The following is a 15,230-nucleotide window of genomic DNA, read 5'->3' as shown; positions in this document are numbered from 1 at the left end:
GTAGACATTCCAACATGTTCAGTGATATCTGTCGAGTTCTTGTGTTCGTTTCCTTATGTTCCCATCATTGCTTCCACGTGCGATAAGGGCTTGTTTATTACCCTCGACTTGGAATAGGGTTTGATCTATAGTCTGGGTTTCCAGCTAACCTAATTACTTTTCTGAGTGATGTCCATGTGGTCATCTGCATATTTATGAAAATTGATGATTCTTTGATTGGATTGATTGCGCGCTGGGATTCTCTTGCCTATCAATAGACTTGATTCAGTTGATATGCTTGTGAGCATGAGTCAGCAAATTTTGTAGATGCGTCATCCAGGGCTCAGTAATGGCCCTGATTTTGGCATCACAGGCCAATATCTGATGAATGATCTCAATTCTTTTTTTCTGCATTTCTGCGCTTAATGGTTGTTGTGGAGGATTGGCAATCAATGCATGAGTTAATTTTTTGCACTCCTGTTCCAGTGAGAACAGTTTCTTCCCATCGTTTTCCTGGGCAGCTTTTAGCATTTTGTGAGTGATGGCCAATATTGCTTTATACGTAGAAATTATTTGTGCTTCGTCCATATTATTTATCGTTATTTATTTGGTATGTATTTAAGCAGTATTAGAACTAAAATCAGCGGTATAAGAACTGGAATTAATTACTCCAATATTTGTAGGTATATCATCGCTATCATTGGTATTCTGTAAAACTTGATTGAACCCCCCGATTTGTGAAGTCATGCGTCTAGAAATCGTTGGTCATGCCGCATGCTCTGAAATAATTGATGCAGAAACCGGATGCTAGGCATTCTGAATTGACTTCAAGCATATTTCTCGGCACATTCTGGTTATCTCGTGCATTCAACGAGGTAGTATTAATGTTGATAGCTTGGAGCATTTGAGGAGCTCTTATTCTTATTCGGGTCTATAAAGCCGCTATTTAAGGGGTAATCGGACAGAATGGAAAAAAATTTAATAGATTGTTAAATAGATGTTAAGTAAATGTTAAGTAAAGGTTGGGTAAAATGAGAAAAACCTGTGAGCAATCCATGACTGTATTGCTGTATTTTCCGCTTACTTCCTCAGTTTTTAAGAGGAATGATGAGAAATGCCCTAACCGAGTCGCTATGTTGCGGCCTGCGCCCCTCATCAAAATAATGCGTTGGTTATATAATTAGTTGGGCAGGATTAAATCTTCTCAGAAATATTTCTGCTTTATTGGGTAGCTATATAATATGCTGATTTCATTTCCCAAATAAGTGTTGAGGACAGTGTTGGTCAAAACGCTCAATATGCTGCTGGTAGGATACTCGGCCGAGGATGCCCAGCGTATCTGCAGAACGCTCAAGGAAGGTGATTTATACTTTAATTCAGAATGTATCAATACCATTGATGCCTTTTCAAAGGCGCTGGTTGAATGCTCGTGGGATGTCATTTTGTCCGATGCGATGACTGATTTGGGTGCTGAGCAGGTATTATTTTATCTTGCCATGCATCATTTGACTATTCCTGTGATCGTAGTATCCAGCCAGGGAAGCGATGAGTCAGCAGTTCATTTTATGAAAGCAGGAGCTCAGGATTTCATATTAATGGCTTGCATGGTGAGGTTAATTCCAGCGATACAACGCAGTCTGAAGCAAATGGAAGCTCTTCATCATATCTGTGAAGCACAGCTTGCATTGCAGAAAAGCGAGGCACGCTTTCGTGCAATCGCCTCCAATTTGCCTGGCCTGGTATTCCAGTTTTTGCTGAACCGGGATGGTTCCAAAAGCTTTCCTTATGTGAGCGAAGGGTCAATAATGCTGCTGGGAATTTTGCCAACAGCACTAATAGAGCAGCCGGATTTATTTACCGACTTGATTTTGCCTGAAGACAGGGTTACTTATGATGAACTTATGCAAACATCAGCCAGGCATTTTTCTACTTGGAATTGGGAGGGACGCATTCAGGTCAAAGGTGATCCAGATATCAAGTGGGTCAGTTTGCGCGCAACACCACGTCGACCGCTCAATGACGCTGTTTTATGGGATGGGATAGTGATGAATATTTCACGCAATAAGCTGGCAGAAATTGAAATTGCTCGCTCACATGCGCAATTAGCTGAACTTTCTTCTTATCTACAGAAAATCAAGGAACATGAACGCGCAAAAATTGCCCGAGAAATTCACGATGATATTGGTGGGACCTTGACAGCGATCAAGTGTGAGCTAGTGCCCTTTATGGATACTAAACCGAGGAAGCCTGATTTTTATCAGCAGAAAGCGGCGTCTATTGAAAAACTGGTCGACTATGTGATTGACAGCACACGCCGAATATCTATGGATTTGCGGCCAGGTATACTGGATTTTGGTATTGTGGCGGCAATTGAGTGGCAAGCAAGGAAATTTAGCAAACGCACGGAAATTCCTTGTCAATTTTATTGTGACAGTGAAGATATTCCTCTGGATGCAGATTTAGCTACTGCAATTTTCCGAATTTTTCAGGAAATATTGACTAATATTTATAAACATGCAGGCGCATAGAATGTCAGAGTCAAACTGTTTGGGGCAGATGGTTGGATATTTTTGGAGGCGACTGATAATGGACGTGGAATTAGGGAGGCGGATATGAACAAACCAGGGTCCTTTGGAATCCGGGGGATGCGTGAGCGCTGCCATCAATTAGGAGGAGATCTTCGCGTTAGCGGAATACCCGAAAAAGAAACTTGCGTAATAATCAAGATTCCAGTCAATGGTAAAGAGCAGTATGCCTTGTAGGCAGTATCAAGTATCGAATAATAAGCAGGCGAGGAAAGATAAAATGATACGTGTGATGATTGCCGACGATCATGCTATTGTGCGCCGGGGTCTGAAGCAGATTCTGGGTGAAACGGACGATATCAGTGTAGCTGGTGAAGCGGAAAGCGGGATTGAAGCGATCATGATCGCACGCCAGCAAGTTTTTGATGTGATCCTGCTGGATATCTCATTGCCTGATAGAAATGGCATCGAAGTGCTCAAGCAGATTAAAAAAGATCAATCTAACTTAACGGTATTAATACTCAGTATGTATAACGAAAGTGAATTCGCGATACGTGCAATCAGGGCGGGTGCGGCAGGTTATCTGAACAAACAAAGTGCACCCATGCAACTGGTGACAGCGATTCGTCAGGTCGCAGCGGGGCGCAAGTATATTACCCCGACCCTTGCACAGGAACTGGCTAACGCAATCACATTAGACACTGAACAGCCATTACATACTAGTTTATCTGACCGTGAATACCAGACACTATGCTTGATTGCGATAGGTAAGTCACTTGCGGAGATTTCAACCAGTTTGTGTCTGAGTCCCAAAACAATCAGTGTCTATCGTGCCCGTCTTATGGAAAAACTTAAGCTAACGAATAATTCTGAATTGGTACGTTATGCGATTAAGCACAATTTGGTTGACTAATCTAGCCAGAATATTTCATAAATTGGCACGTGCCCTCACTTGTCTTTTGATTAATGAGAAAGATTTTGCTCAGTCGGGTGTATGAATCACTACACCCCTCCTTCTCAAAACTTCCCTATTAATCAGAATCCTGCGTGATCATCACGCGAATTTATGAAATATTCGGGCTAGACTAACCCAGAGTTGATCTGAGTAAATACGGATTAAAGTTATCACTTGCTGATCCGCATTCCAGTAGTTCGCTGACGACGCTCCCTGCCAGTTAATGGTTATGGGGTTTCTTGGGTGCTTCTTTGATTATAACGTTCGACTTAATTTATCCTGCCAAGAATCTGAAACTATTCTTGCTTCTGACCGAGATCAGGGTAAATTTAGAACAAAGCGAGATTTTCATTCTAATTTCATTTATTGAATCACACTGGATTTGTTAATCTACTGGTCATGGTAGATTATTCTTAGATAGCTTCTCCTCCCCAATTCAATCAATCTAGGCTTGTCTGGAATAAGCATCCATTTCATGGTGTGACTAAAAGGAGATTACATGATCATGCAGACTTCAAGTAAGAAGCAGTTAAAATTGGTTAAATCATCTGGGGGTGGAGAGAAAAATGTAGGAAGTGAGAAAGATGGTAAGTCATTGCTTACTATTGATAAATATTATCAGCGTGTAGAATGGTATGCCCAGAGAATTCGGAAGACTCATGATATTGGAGAGATTACTAGCATTCTGGATACCGTCTTGTCTGAAATTAGGGAATTGCATCATAACAATGAGTTGTCCAGCTCCCGGGAACAAATTCTTTACGCAGTGCAGAAAATTGAATCTCTAAGACATGAGCTGGAGCTCATCAGAGGGCTAGTGCAGACAGACCAGATGACTGGTTTGTTTAACCGGCGTGGGCTGGATGAGCATTTTACGCGCGAAGCTGCACGTGCAGACCGAAACAAGGGGCAATTATGCGCCATACTGATTGATTTGGATAATTTCAAGGAAATTAATGAAATTTATGGTTACCGGTTTGGTGACAGTGCTTTGATCCATTTTGCGAGGATCGTGAAGGATACGCTGCGTCCAAGCGATGCGGTTGCGCGCTATGGTGGTGAAGAGTTCGTTATTTTGTTGCCTGATACTCGTACAGATGAGGCGGTTCGGGTAATGCAGCGGGTGCAGCATACCTTAGTGAGTAGGGCTATGCTAAATACAAATAATCAACCGGTATCGATCACTTTTAGTGGCGGGATAGCATTACGTCAAGCCTATGAGCATCAGTATTCGGTGATGAGGCGTGCTGAAGAAGCGCTATCTCGCGCAAAAAATACCGGAAAGTCTCGAATAGAAATTGCCTGATGATTTGAATCGTTCTAACGGAGACCTGCCCTGACTGTTACCGTATCATAGGTTTGTAGATAGCCTGGTAAGATTTCCAGGGAGGGCCTATCCAATTCTCGATTTGTATGAGTTGAATACTCAGCGTTCATATGCCAATGTGGGGGCGAGCCATCTTTCTGCTTCATCAAGCGTCCAGTCTTTTCTTCTAGCGTAATCTTCCACTTGATCTTTACCAATTTTACCCACGGCGAAATAAGTAGATTCCGGATGCGAAAAATAAAAACCGGATACGGCCGCGGTGGGGACCATAGCGTAAGATTCAGTGATAATGATGCCGGCTCGTTTTTCGGCTTCGAGTAAGGCAAATAGGGGTCCTTTTTCGGTATGATCAGGGCAGGCCGGATAGCCCGGTGCCGGACGAATTCCCTGATATTCTTCATTGATGAGTTGTTCGTTGGTTAGAGTTTCATCCTTGGCATAACCCCAGAATTCCCGCCGCACGCGCGCATGCATGTGCTCGGCAAACGCCTCAGCTAAGCGATCAGCTAAAGCCTTCAGTATGATGGCACTATAATCATCATTGGCAGCTTCGAATGCTTTTACGTGCTCGTCGATGCCAAAACCAGCTCCGACAGCAAATAATCCAATCGTATCGATGACGCCGCTTTCCTTAGGTGCAATGAAATCGGCCAAACACAAATTGGGGCGTCCTGCTGGCTTGACTGTTTGTTGTCGTAAAGTGTGGTAGGTCATCAACACTTTGGTACGAGACTTATCCGAATAAATCTCGATATCGTCATGATTGACTGAATTGGCTGGGAAGAGACCGATGACTGCATTGGCTGTGAGCCACTTTTGTTCAATGATCTTCTTCAGCATGATCTGTGCATCACGGAACAGATTGCTGGCAGCTTCACCCACCACTTCATCCTCTAGGATAGCCGGATAGCGTCCTGACAATTCCCACGCCTGGAAGAAGGGCGTCCAGTCAATGTAAGGAATCAGTGTTTCAAGAGGATAATTCTTCAGAGTTCGGATGCCCAGGAAACTCGATTCTGTGGGAGCGTAGCTCTGCCAATCTATTTTCAATGCATTGGCGCGTGCTTGAGCGAGAGAGAGTAATTGTGCCGGTCCTTTTTTGTTTTTCTGCTGAGCGCGGACCTTTTCTTGCTCAGCCTTGATTTCCTGCTTATACGCAATATGCTGATCCCGGGACATCAATTGACTGCATACGCCTACAGCTCGGCTTGCATCGGGTACCCATACCGTGACCCCACTATAATGTGGTGCAATTTTAACGGCAGTATGCACTCGTGAAGTAGTGGCGCCGCCAATCAACAGTGGAATGGTAAAACCTTCACGCTCCATTTCTTTGGCGACATGCGCCATTTCTTCCAGTGAAGGGGTGATTAAGCCAGATAAACCGATAATATCGACTTTTTCGTTGCGTGCCATTTCCAGAATTTGCGCACTTGGCACCATCACGCCCATGTTGATAACTTCGTAGTTATTACACTGGAGGACGACTGTAACAATATTCTTGCCAATGTCATGAACATCACCCTTGACTGTCGCAATAACGATTTTTCCCTTGGGCTTAGCATCGCCGGAAATTCTTTTTTCTGCTTCGATGTAAGGTAGCAGATAAGCGACTGCTTGTTTCATGACACGTGCGGATTTGACGACTTGCGGCAGGAACATTTTTCCGGCGCCAAACAGATCACCTACCACATTCATGCCATCCATTAAGGGACCTTCAATCACTTCAATTGGGCGCCCACCGCTGTTTTCAATCTCCTGCCGAATGATTTCGGTATCTTCAGTAATGTAGGTGCCGATTCCTTTGACCAGCGCATGTATTAATCGTTGACGAACAGGTTCATTACGCCAGGCGAGATCCTCGACTAGCTCCTTTTTTTGTCCTTTGAAATTTTCGGAAAATTCAACCAGACGCTCGGTGGCATCAGGGCGGCGATTAAGCAGCACGTCTTCAACCCGCTCCAGCAAATCTTTGGGAATATCAGAATACACCCCTAATTGACCTGCATTAACGATACCCATAGTCATGCCAGCCTGGATGGCGTGATACAGGAACGCGGTATGGATGGCTTCTCTGATCGGTTCGTTTCCACGGAAAGAAAAGGAAACATTGGAAACGCCACCGCTGATCTTGGCATAAGGCAAGGTTTGTTTGATGATACTGATGGCTTCGATGAAATCCAGCGCATAGTTGTTATGTTCTTCAATCCCTGTTGCGATCGCGAAAATATTTGGATCGAAAATAATATCTTCCGGCGGGAAGCCAACCTTGTCGACCAATACACGATAACTTCGCGTACAGATTTCAACCTTGCGCGCCATCGTATCGGCTTGCCCCTTCTCATCAAATGCCATCACGATGATGGCCATGCCATAGCGGCGTGCAAGCTTGGCATGATAAATGAATTCTTCTTCACTTTCTTTTATGCTGATGGAGTTGATAATGGCTTTACCTTGAATGCATTGCAGACCTGCTTCAATGACTGACCATTTGCTGGAGTCGATCATAATAGGCACCCGGCTAATATCTGGCTCCGCTGCAATGAGATTGAGGAAAGTGACCATGGCTTTTTGCGAATCCAGCATGGCCTCGTCCATATTGATATCGATAATTTGTGCGCCATTTTCTACCTGGCTGCGTGCAATACTTAACGCTTCCGCATAATTATCATTAAGTATCAAGCGGGCAAAGGCTTTCGAGCCGGTAACGTTGGTGCGTTCGCCCACATTTACAAACAGCGAGTCATCACCAATATTAAGCGGTTCCAGGCCAGACAGGCGGAGTTTCTTGGTGATATCCGGGATTTTTCGTGGCGCAATACCGTGTACTGCCTCGGCAATAGCTTTAATGTGGGCAGGTGTCGTGCCACAGCAGCCACCCACAATATTAACGAAGCCAGACTGGGCAAATTCCTTGATCAGGCCTGCGGTGTATTCGGGCGATTCGTCATAGCCGGTTTCTGATAGGGGATTCGGTAAGCCCGCATTGGGGTGAGTGCTGGTATATACCTCAGCAACATTGGAAAGTTCTTCCACATAAGGACGCATTAATTCGGCGCCTAGTGCACAATTAATGCCTACTGAGATGGGTTGTGCATGTTTGACTGAATTCCAGAAAGCTTCTGGGGTTTGTCCAGAAAGATTACGCCCGGAAGCATCGGTAATTGTTACCGAAATCATCACAGGCAGGCGAATCTGATGTCTTTCAAAGTATTGATCTATCGCGAACAGTGCAGCCTTGGCATTCAGGGTGTCAAAAATGGTTTCAACCAGCAGAATATCGACCCCCCCCTCAACTAATCCGCGTATGGATTCCGAGTAATCCGTGACAAGTTGTCCGAAAGTGATCGAGCGGAAACCAGGATCATTCACATCCGGTGAAATGGAAGTCGTTTTGGTTGTAGGCCCGATGACACCTGCGACAAAGCGGGGCCTGTCTGGTGTTTTAGCTTCCATCGCAAGCGCTTCTTCATGCGCCAATTTTGCTCCGGCGAAATTTAACTCATATACCAAATCCTGCATATGGTAATCAGCCATCGAAGGCACATTGGAATTGAAAGTGTTGGTTTCAATGATATCGGCACCAGCTTCCAGGTAGCGCGCATGAATCGAACGGATGATTTGCGGTTGCGTCAGCGTCAGCAAATCATTGTTGCCTTTGAGGTCATGAGGAAAGTCTGCGAAACGGGTTCCTCGATAATCGATCTCGCTCAATTTGTAGCTCTGGATCATGGTTCCCATTGCTCCATCCAGAAGCAGAATGCGTTGAGCAAGCAAATTCTCCAGCAAAGTAGTGCGATGATGAGTCATGTTGGAATGGTATTTCCGGTAAATACAAAGTAACTGATTATACCCTATGGTCACTGCATCATGGCCTGATGAAGTGACCTTCAAGAAAAGTTAACAAAATTGAAATCATCAAGACATAAACACAATGTAAAGTATGCATACGCTATGCTGTGTCTATTTGACAATAAAATTGTCCCCGTTGTCTGAATCTGAAATATTCGGGTTAAGTAATACATAACTCCTGTAGCTCCCTTTGGGAAGGTGGTAGAGAAGATATTGCTTCCACCTTCTTTTTTATGAGGAGAATCAGGGATAGAGCAGCAGCAACCGGTAGCCCATTGCGTTCAGATCGCTGTTATCAAAATAAAGCTTGATATCGATTTCGCTATTTGCCGCAAAAACCTGGGGATCACTTTCTTTATCCAAATAGTCGTGCGCGGTAAGAAGGCGACTGGCTAGTGTTTGGTCATCCATGTCGGTGAATGTGAGTAATAATGCAGGCAATTCCTGCGGAAATGGGGCGTGATTACGTATCGTGGCAATAAGGGTGAGGATCCCGGGTTGATGCGCTGGATTTGCCTGTAAATCAGATGATTCAAGACTTAACAAAGCGATATGTTTGGGTGACTTGATCGTGCATTGTAAAAGCGCACAGTAATTTTCCAAAAAAGGTCTGGTACCGGGTATGGCGATAGAAAGTTCAGTGCGATAAAAATAGATACCTTGTACAGTTAAGATAAATATCATCAGTAAGCTGGCAAAAAGCCAATGTCGTGAAGTTTTGCGTGCTGACTGAACATCAAACTGATCGACCGCAGCGAGGATTTCTTTTTCCTGATCCTGAATGCTAAAAGCAGGGGGTGTCAGTTCATTCTGAGAAGGGAGCTTTGATTTGTTTGCCTGAGTTACTTTAGCTTCTAAGGGTGATTTCGTTATCAGTGATTCCGGGACGGTAATAAGCATGACGAGGGCATCAAACAATTGAGTGCATTGTCCGCATTGCACTTTACCATCATGGGCTTGCAATTCAGCAATGGTCAAGCTGAAAATTGAATTACAACCGGGACATCGTGTTACCAGTGCCATTGCTATCAGTAAAAAGTCGTTATTTCTTTATCCCAGTCAACAGCACCCAACCTTCTTTTTTATCAGCAATATCCATTTCAAACCATTGACGATAAGTATTGATGACTTCGCTAGCTTGTTCCTCAAGTATGCCAGAAAGCGCGATAGAGCCACCTGTTCGTACGGCATTCATCAATATGGGCGCCAACATGATTAATGGATTAGCCAGGATATTTGCGACGATCCTATCTACTTGTCCGTTTTCTTTCGTGTTGCTTTGGGATGAACCCAATGTTGTTGAGAAAATTATTCTTTCTGGATCGCAACGGTTGAGTGCTGCATTGTCACGGCTCGCTGCGATAGCATTAGCATCGATATCGACGCCTAACACGCTACTCGCGCCGAGCTTTAATGCAGCAATTGCCAGTATGCCTGAGCCACATCCGTAATCGAGCACAGTCTCACCAGACTGTATATTCTTGTCCAGCCAGAAGAGGCAAAGTTGAGTCGTCGGATGACTGCCGGTACCAAAAGCGCGTCCTGGATCAAGAATCAGATTGATTGCTGTTGAGTCAGGGGGCTCGTGCCAAGTAGGAACAATCCATAATCGTGGTGATATGTCGATTGGATCGAACTGTGCTTGCGTCAGTTTGACCCAATCTTGTTCTGGTATGCGAGATAAACGGTATTCAGGTTGGGTTGCAAGCTGAAGTATCCGAGTAATCGTTTGCATGATTGCTGGGATATTTGCGTCTTGCTCGAATAGTGCAGTGATGGCCGCTTTTGTCCAGACTTCGCCTGTGAATTCGCCAGGCTCATCAAACAAAGGCTGTTCTTGCTCGGTGCCAGCAGCAGCATCATGGATATCGACAGATAATGCGCCTATCTCAAAGAGCTTATCACTTAAAATTTCAACATACGTTGCATTGACTTCAATGTTAAGGGATACCCAGGACATATTTAACTGCAGGTGACCTCAATAAGATCGCTCAATCATTTTCCTTATTTGTTTTATTATGCAAGGCAAGCTTGTGTTCAAGATAATGAATCGAAACACCACCACTAAGAAAATTGCTATCGGATAGCAGATCAAGATGTAGTGGAATATTCGTCTTGATGCCGCTAACTACCATTTCTGAAAGGGCAATACGCATTCTGGCAATGGTTTCATCTCGATCATCTCCATAAGCGATAATTTTGCCGATCATGGAATCATAATAAGGAGGTACCATATAGTTATGATAGACATGAGAATCAACCCGGATACCCGGACCACCCGGAGCATGATACTGGGTAATACGACCTGCCGACGGGGTTAGCTTATAGGGATCTTCTGCATTGATACGACATTCAATCGCATGCCCTTTTATCACAATGTCTTTTTGCCGTAACAAGAGTTTTTCTCCTGCGGCAACACGAATCTGTGCTCGTACCAGATCAATGCCAGTAACAGCTTCGGTCACAGGATGCTCTACCTGCAAACGAGTATTCATTTCAATGAAATAGAATTCATTATTCTCGTAAAGGAATTCAAAGGTTCCTACACCACGGTAATTGATCCGACGACAGGCTTCTGTGCAACGCTCGCCAATTTTGTCGCGTAATCGTGGAGAGATATCCGGTGCTGGAGCTTCTTCAAGAATTTTCTGATGACGACGTTGCATGGAGCAATCCCGTTCTCCCAGGTAAACAGCATTGCCATACTCGTCAACCAGTACCTGTATCTCAATATGCCTTGGATTCTCCAGATATTTTTCTGCATAAACCGTTGGGTTTCCGAAGGCTGCTTGAGCTTCATTCCGCGTTGTAATGACCGCATTCGAGAGTGCGGCCTCGGTGTGCACCACGCGCATGCCTCGACCTCCTCCACCTCCAGCCGCTTTGATAATGATGGGATAGCCTATCGACTTAGCAATTTTCTTAATTTCTTCTATCGATTCCGGTAATGCACCATCTGAACCAGGAACACAGGGCACACCTGCTTGTCTCATCGCATTTTTTGCGCTGACTTTATCACCCATCAACCGTATGGTTTCTGGACGGGGGCCAATAAAAACAAAGCCACTTTTTTCTACCCGTTCAGCAAAATCAGCATTCTCAGAAAGAAAGCCATAGCCGGGGTGAATGGCTTCGGCATCTGTTACTTCTGCTGCACTGATAATGGCTGGTATATTGAGGTAACTCTGTGAAGACGGTGCAGGGCCGATACACACAGATTCGTCAGCGAGCTTGACATATTTTGCTTCAGCATCGGCCTCAGAATGAACTGCAACGGTTTTAATCCCCAGGGCACGGCATGCACGCTGGATGCGCAACGCAATTTCGCCACGATTGGCAATAAGTATTTTCTCAAACATAGTTGAAGTATTTGAGGTGAAGTCTGGAGGATAACATCGCAGAAATAGATGATTGAAAAATCATCCGATCACAAACAAAGGCTCGCCATATTCGACTGGCTGTCCATTTTCAAGCAAAATAGCTTTAATGACACCAGCTTTATCAGCTTCTATTTCATTGAGAAGCTTCATCGCTTCAATAATGCATAAGGTGTCGCCCGCCTTAACGGTCTGCCCGATTTCTACGAAAGGTTTTGCACCCGGTGCGGAAGAACGATAAAAAGTACCTACCATAGGTGATTTTACGATATGGCCTTCCGGTAAACTTGGTTTTATTTCTGCTTCTGTCGAAATAGTCTCAGCTATATTGGTAGGCACATTTGCTGTTGGGGCAGTAGCTGTTTGGTAAAGCTGGGGTATAGCCGCATAATTTTGTGATGAGTAACCAGATTTGTTGATGCGAACTTTTTCTTCGCCCTCAGTAATTTCTAATTCGGCGATATTATATTCTTCAACTAATTCAATTAGTTTCTTTAGCTTTCTTAGATCCATATACAGTCTCCCGGGAACATCCCGTTCACGAGTAATCTAAAATCAAACCTGAGACATTATCTATCATTAAGGTTTGCGAGATTCAGTTAAAAACAAAATAGAACTTATGTAGCTTGCTAATAAAGTGATGCATCAAGGAATACCTCAGTAAGTGGCGGCGGCATGTTACTACATATTATCAATTCCTTGTATTATTCTTTATCTTTGGTCTTCTATCAGGTTAATTGGATTAATGCTTAATCAAGTCATGCGCTAGCGATTGAAGGATTGATCAGGAAATCATCATTCACTTAAAGCAGACTGTAATGCCAGTTCATAACCTTTCGCCCCTAGACCACTGATTACTCCGATAGCAAGATCAGAAAAGTAAGATTTCTGACGAAATGCCTCACGTGCATAGATATTAGAAAGATGTATTTCAATAAAAGGTAAGCCTGTCGCGGCTAGGGCATCACGTAAAGCGATGCTGGTATGAGTCAAACCTGCGGGATTGATAATGATGAAATCAGTTTCATCACGCATAGCCTGCTGCACGCGACCTATTAATTCACCCTCACTATTGCTTTGAAAAACTTCCAGTCTTGCTTCAGCAGCTAGCGATATTTCATACAATTTTCTGTTAATATCATCCAATGTCGTTTTTCCATAGATCCCAGGCTCTCGTATACCCAGAAGATTCAAATTGGGCCCATGGATAACCAGAATATTTTTAGCCGATATATTTCTAGATGTCATTTCAAAATTATGGCTTTTTTTGCTGGAAATGTACAGATTTTTGGAGATAATCAGAGAAATTAAACGGAATTATTAAGAATCACTTTGCTTAGTTATTTAACCTCCCAAGATCCGTGATTCAAAGATTGTAAAGCAAAGGGATGCCGCATCCCACAATCGATCCGGTAGAATTAGTATCATCGAAACGCTCACCTATTGGGTGATGAAAGAGGTTGATGCGATGAGAGCTTTGGCACAAATGGTGCTTCCGTTCAGGGTAGAGGCGACGGACGAGTCATTGACAGCAAATGCTGGATTGGTGTTATTTGGGGAATTTGTCTGTGGCCTGGGGCTGGAGCGGTGGTTACGGCAGGAGATGCCCAAGCCTGGAAGTGGGCATAGCTATCATGCGGTTGCCTACGTCACTTCCCTGGTACTCATGCTCAATGATGGCGGACGATCATTGGAGGACATGCGTACCTTCAAGAGCGACTCTGCGCTATCCCGCTTGCTGAAACTGGGCATACTGCCGACACCAGATGCTGTGGGCGATTGGTTGCGCCGTACGGGTGCTGGAGAGGGGCTGATGGGTCTTTCACGCTATCCAACCGACGGATCGTTGCTACGCGAATTCGGCAAACTGGCCTCACTGCTCATACGCTGGATGGGGATGTTTGACAAATTATCGCCGAGAAGAAAGCGGCGCGCTTTACCTACCAAGGGGAACAAGGCTATATGCCGATGATTGGCCATCTGGCTGAGGCAGGTGTAGTGGTTCATGATGAATTTCGTGAAGGCAACATTGCTCTGGCCAGTAAAAATCTTGAATTCATCAAGGATTGTGAAACTTACCTGCCCAAGGGGCATCGAATCGCCCATGTCCGCATGGATGATGAGCCGACCCTTAAGGCCATCGAAGTTATCCCTGAATCAGACTGGAAGCATTATGCCGATTGCGCCATAGCTGAAGCCACGCACAAGGCGTTTTGCCTGATCGTAGTCAAGTGCAAATACCAGGCTGAATTGTTCGATGATCAGCCCAAGTATCACGTGATCGCCAGCAATCGGGTTGAGTCGACGGCAGACACCCTGATCTGGTATCGAAGCCGCGGCGAAGTCTCCGAGAATGGCATCAAGGAGCTAAAAATCGGCTTTGGCATGGAGCGCATGCCTTGCGGGCAGTTCGAAGCGAATGCCGCCTTTTTTCGTATTGGCGTAATCGCTCATAATTTGTTTGTCCTGTTCAAGCATTCTGCACCGGGTGGCAATTGGCAACGTCATCGAGTGGCCACAGTACGCTGGCGACTATTCCATCTGCCAGGTAAGCTTGTGCAGCATGCCCGCACGCTAACGCTCAAGATCGCTGCCGAGTTCGCCAAGTTGTTCCGGGACATACGTATTAACCCGAATATTTCATAAATTGGCACGTGCCCTCACTTGTCTTTTGATTAATAAGAAAGATTTTGCTCAGTCGAGTGTATGAATCACCACACCACTCCTTCTCAAAACTTCCCTATTAATCAAGATCTTGCGTGATCATCACGCGAATATATGAAATATTCGGGTTAAAAGCTACCAATTTCTCCTTGTTTCCACTCTCATATGCATCCCTTTGCACACTAAAAAAGGAAGATAAAAATTCAATCGCGGAATTTGGGTTTACACAATTGTGGAACAGATACCGAATTGGGTAGCGTCATCTTCTTGATTAATGATTTCTTGAATTCTTTTGAATAGCTCTTTTGCATCATCTCCTCTCGCTTCGCCCTTGAAGTTTTTAGGTTTTAAATGAGGCGAAAGGTATCCTGACACATAGGGTGATCGACTGCTTAAATTTCAGACCACCTGATCCCGACGATTTTAAGATGACCCCAATTTAAAGATCAGACGAAGTCCAGATCGAGGAAAGAAGGTTTCAGTAGCATTGAGCTCCTCGCAAAGCTTAGCGATGACCTCATCAGTATGTGCGCGTGCGCTGTGGTGCAAAC

13 protein-coding genes are annotated in these 15,230 nt (G+C 44.6%); 6 read left to right on the top strand and 7 right to left on the bottom strand.

The genetic code is table 11. The features are described from left to right. Positions 1 to 264 precede the first annotated feature (264 nt). On the bottom strand, positions 265 to 567 hold the full coding sequence (locus BLP80_RS05800) for a flagellar protein FliT (RefSeq protein ID WP_090541134.1): 303 nt from the start codon (positions 565 to 567) through the stop codon (positions 265 to 267). A gap of 692 nt (positions 568 to 1,259) precedes the next feature. Here BLP80_RS05800 and BLP80_RS05795 point away from each other — a divergent pair. The 4 genes from BLP80_RS05795 (at position 1,260) to BLP80_RS05785 (ending at position 4,765) form a co-directional block, all read left to right on the top strand. Continuing rightward, on the top strand, positions 1,260 to 2,507 hold the full coding sequence (locus BLP80_RS05795; RefSeq protein WP_256324971.1) for a hybrid sensor histidine kinase/response regulator: 1,248 nt from the start codon (positions 1,260 to 1,262) through the stop codon (positions 2,505 to 2,507). Positions 2,508 to 2,522: 15 nt separating this feature from the next. After that, positions 2,523 to 2,741, top strand: a complete 219-nt coding sequence (locus tag BLP80_RS16160) for a sensor histidine kinase (RefSeq protein WP_371128813.1) — start codon at positions 2,523 to 2,525, stop codon at positions 2,739 to 2,741. 43 nt (positions 2,742 to 2,784) lie between these two features. Beyond that, complete coding sequence (locus tag BLP80_RS05790) at positions 2,785 to 3,417, top strand: response regulator (RefSeq protein ID WP_090541131.1); 633 nt, start codon at positions 2,785 to 2,787, stop codon at positions 3,415 to 3,417. Between the two features lie 541 nt (positions 3,418 to 3,958). Then, complete coding sequence (locus BLP80_RS05785) at positions 3,959 to 4,765, top strand: GGDEF domain-containing protein (protein ID WP_256324969.1); 807 nt, start codon at positions 3,959 to 3,961, stop codon at positions 4,763 to 4,765. 120 nt (positions 4,766 to 4,885) lie between these two features. Here the strand turns inward: BLP80_RS05785 and metH are convergent, their stop codons facing one another. The 6 genes from metH to aroQ all read right to left on the bottom strand — a co-directional run bounded on the left by metH (position 4,886) and on the right by aroQ (position 13,263). After that, positions 4,886 to 8,596, bottom strand: a complete 3,711-nt coding sequence (metH, locus tag BLP80_RS05780) for a methionine synthase (protein ID WP_090541128.1) — start codon at positions 8,594 to 8,596, stop codon at positions 4,886 to 4,888. Positions 8,597 to 8,881: 285 nt separating this feature from the next. After that, a complete protein-coding gene (locus BLP80_RS05775; protein WP_090541125.1) occupies positions 8,882 to 9,661 on the bottom strand; it encodes a zinc-ribbon and DUF3426 domain-containing protein in 780 nt (259 codons plus the stop codon). Between the two features lie 19 nt (positions 9,662 to 9,680). Further along, positions 9,681 to 10,598, bottom strand: a complete 918-nt coding sequence (gene prmA, locus BLP80_RS05770) for a 50S ribosomal protein L11 methyltransferase (RefSeq protein ID WP_090541122.1) — start codon at positions 10,596 to 10,598, stop codon at positions 9,681 to 9,683. A gap of 31 nt (positions 10,599 to 10,629) precedes the next feature. After that, positions 10,630 to 11,997 (bottom strand): acetyl-CoA carboxylase biotin carboxylase subunit, encoded by a 1,368-nt coding sequence (gene accC / locus BLP80_RS05765; protein ID WP_090541119.1) that lies wholly within the window; start codon positions 11,995 to 11,997, stop codon positions 10,630 to 10,632. A gap of 60 nt (positions 11,998 to 12,057) precedes the next feature. Further along, the gene (gene accB, locus BLP80_RS05760; RefSeq protein WP_090541114.1) at positions 12,058 to 12,528 is read right to left on the bottom strand and encodes an acetyl-CoA carboxylase biotin carboxyl carrier protein; all 471 of its coding nucleotides are present in this window, start codon (positions 12,526 to 12,528) and stop codon (positions 12,058 to 12,060) included. Positions 12,529 to 12,810: 282 nt separating this feature from the next. Next, positions 12,811 to 13,263 (bottom strand): type II 3-dehydroquinate dehydratase, encoded by a 453-nt coding sequence (gene aroQ / locus BLP80_RS05755; RefSeq protein ID WP_090541111.1) that lies wholly within the window; start codon positions 13,261 to 13,263, stop codon positions 12,811 to 12,813. A gap of 220 nt (positions 13,264 to 13,483) precedes the next feature. Here aroQ and BLP80_RS05750 point away from each other — a divergent pair, with 220 nt between their 5' ends. Together BLP80_RS05750 and BLP80_RS05745 are read left to right on the top strand one after the other, a co-directional pair. Next, positions 13,484 to 13,987: a hypothetical protein gene (locus tag BLP80_RS05750; protein ID WP_143002240.1), complete on the top strand. Its 504-nt coding sequence runs from the start codon at positions 13,484 to 13,486 to the stop codon at positions 13,985 to 13,987. Further along, positions 13,978 to 14,661, top strand: coding sequence for a transposase (locus BLP80_RS05745; protein WP_090541105.1), 684 nt, complete (start codon positions 13,978 to 13,980; stop codon positions 14,659 to 14,661). Before BLP80_RS05750 ends, BLP80_RS05745 begins: the two co-directional genes overlap by 10 nt. Positions 14,662 to 15,230: the final 569 nt, after the last annotated feature.

The organism is Nitrosomonas sp. Nm132 (assembly GCF_900100485.1).
Classification (GTDB): domain Bacteria; phylum Pseudomonadota; class Gammaproteobacteria; order Burkholderiales; family Nitrosomonadaceae; genus Nitrosomonas.
This window is presented reverse-complemented; position numbering and strand designations above follow the sequence as displayed.

What these genes read in the sequence shown, in the direction of transcription:
- accB (WP_090541114.1), bottom strand. Translation starts at nt 12,528, where the DNA reads ATGGATCTAAGAAAGCTAAAGAAACTAATTGAATTAGTTGAAGAATAT.
- BLP80_RS05775 (WP_090541125.1), bottom strand. Translation starts at nt 9,661, where the DNA reads ATGGCACTGGTAACACGATGTCCCGGTTGTAATTCAATTTTCAGCTTG.
- metH (WP_090541128.1), bottom strand. Translation starts at nt 8,596, where the DNA reads ATGACTCATCATCGCACTACTTTGCTGGAGAATTTGCTTGCTCAACGC.
- BLP80_RS05750 (WP_143002240.1), top strand. Translation starts at nt 13,484, where the DNA reads ATGAGAGCTTTGGCACAAATGGTGCTTCCGTTCAGGGTAGAGGCGACG.
- aroQ (WP_090541111.1), bottom strand. Translation starts at nt 13,263, where the DNA reads ATGACATCTAGAAATATATCGGCTAAAAATATTCTGGTTATCCATGGG.
- prmA (WP_090541122.1), bottom strand. Translation starts at nt 10,598, where the DNA reads ATGTCCTGGGTATCCCTTAACATTGAAGTCAATGCAACGTATGTTGAA.
- BLP80_RS05785 (WP_256324969.1), top strand. Translation starts at nt 3,959, where the DNA reads ATGATCATGCAGACTTCAAGTAAGAAGCAGTTAAAATTGGTTAAATCA.
- BLP80_RS05790 (WP_090541131.1), top strand. Translation starts at nt 2,785, where the DNA reads ATGATACGTGTGATGATTGCCGACGATCATGCTATTGTGCGCCGGGGT.
- BLP80_RS05800 (WP_090541134.1), bottom strand. Translation starts at nt 567, where the DNA reads ATGGACGAAGCACAAATAATTTCTACGTATAAAGCAATATTGGCCATC.
- accC (WP_090541119.1), bottom strand. Translation starts at nt 11,997, where the DNA reads ATGTTTGAGAAAATACTTATTGCCAATCGTGGCGAAATTGCGTTGCGC.
- BLP80_RS05745 (WP_090541105.1), top strand. Translation starts at nt 13,978, where the DNA reads ATGCCGATGATTGGCCATCTGGCTGAGGCAGGTGTAGTGGTTCATGAT.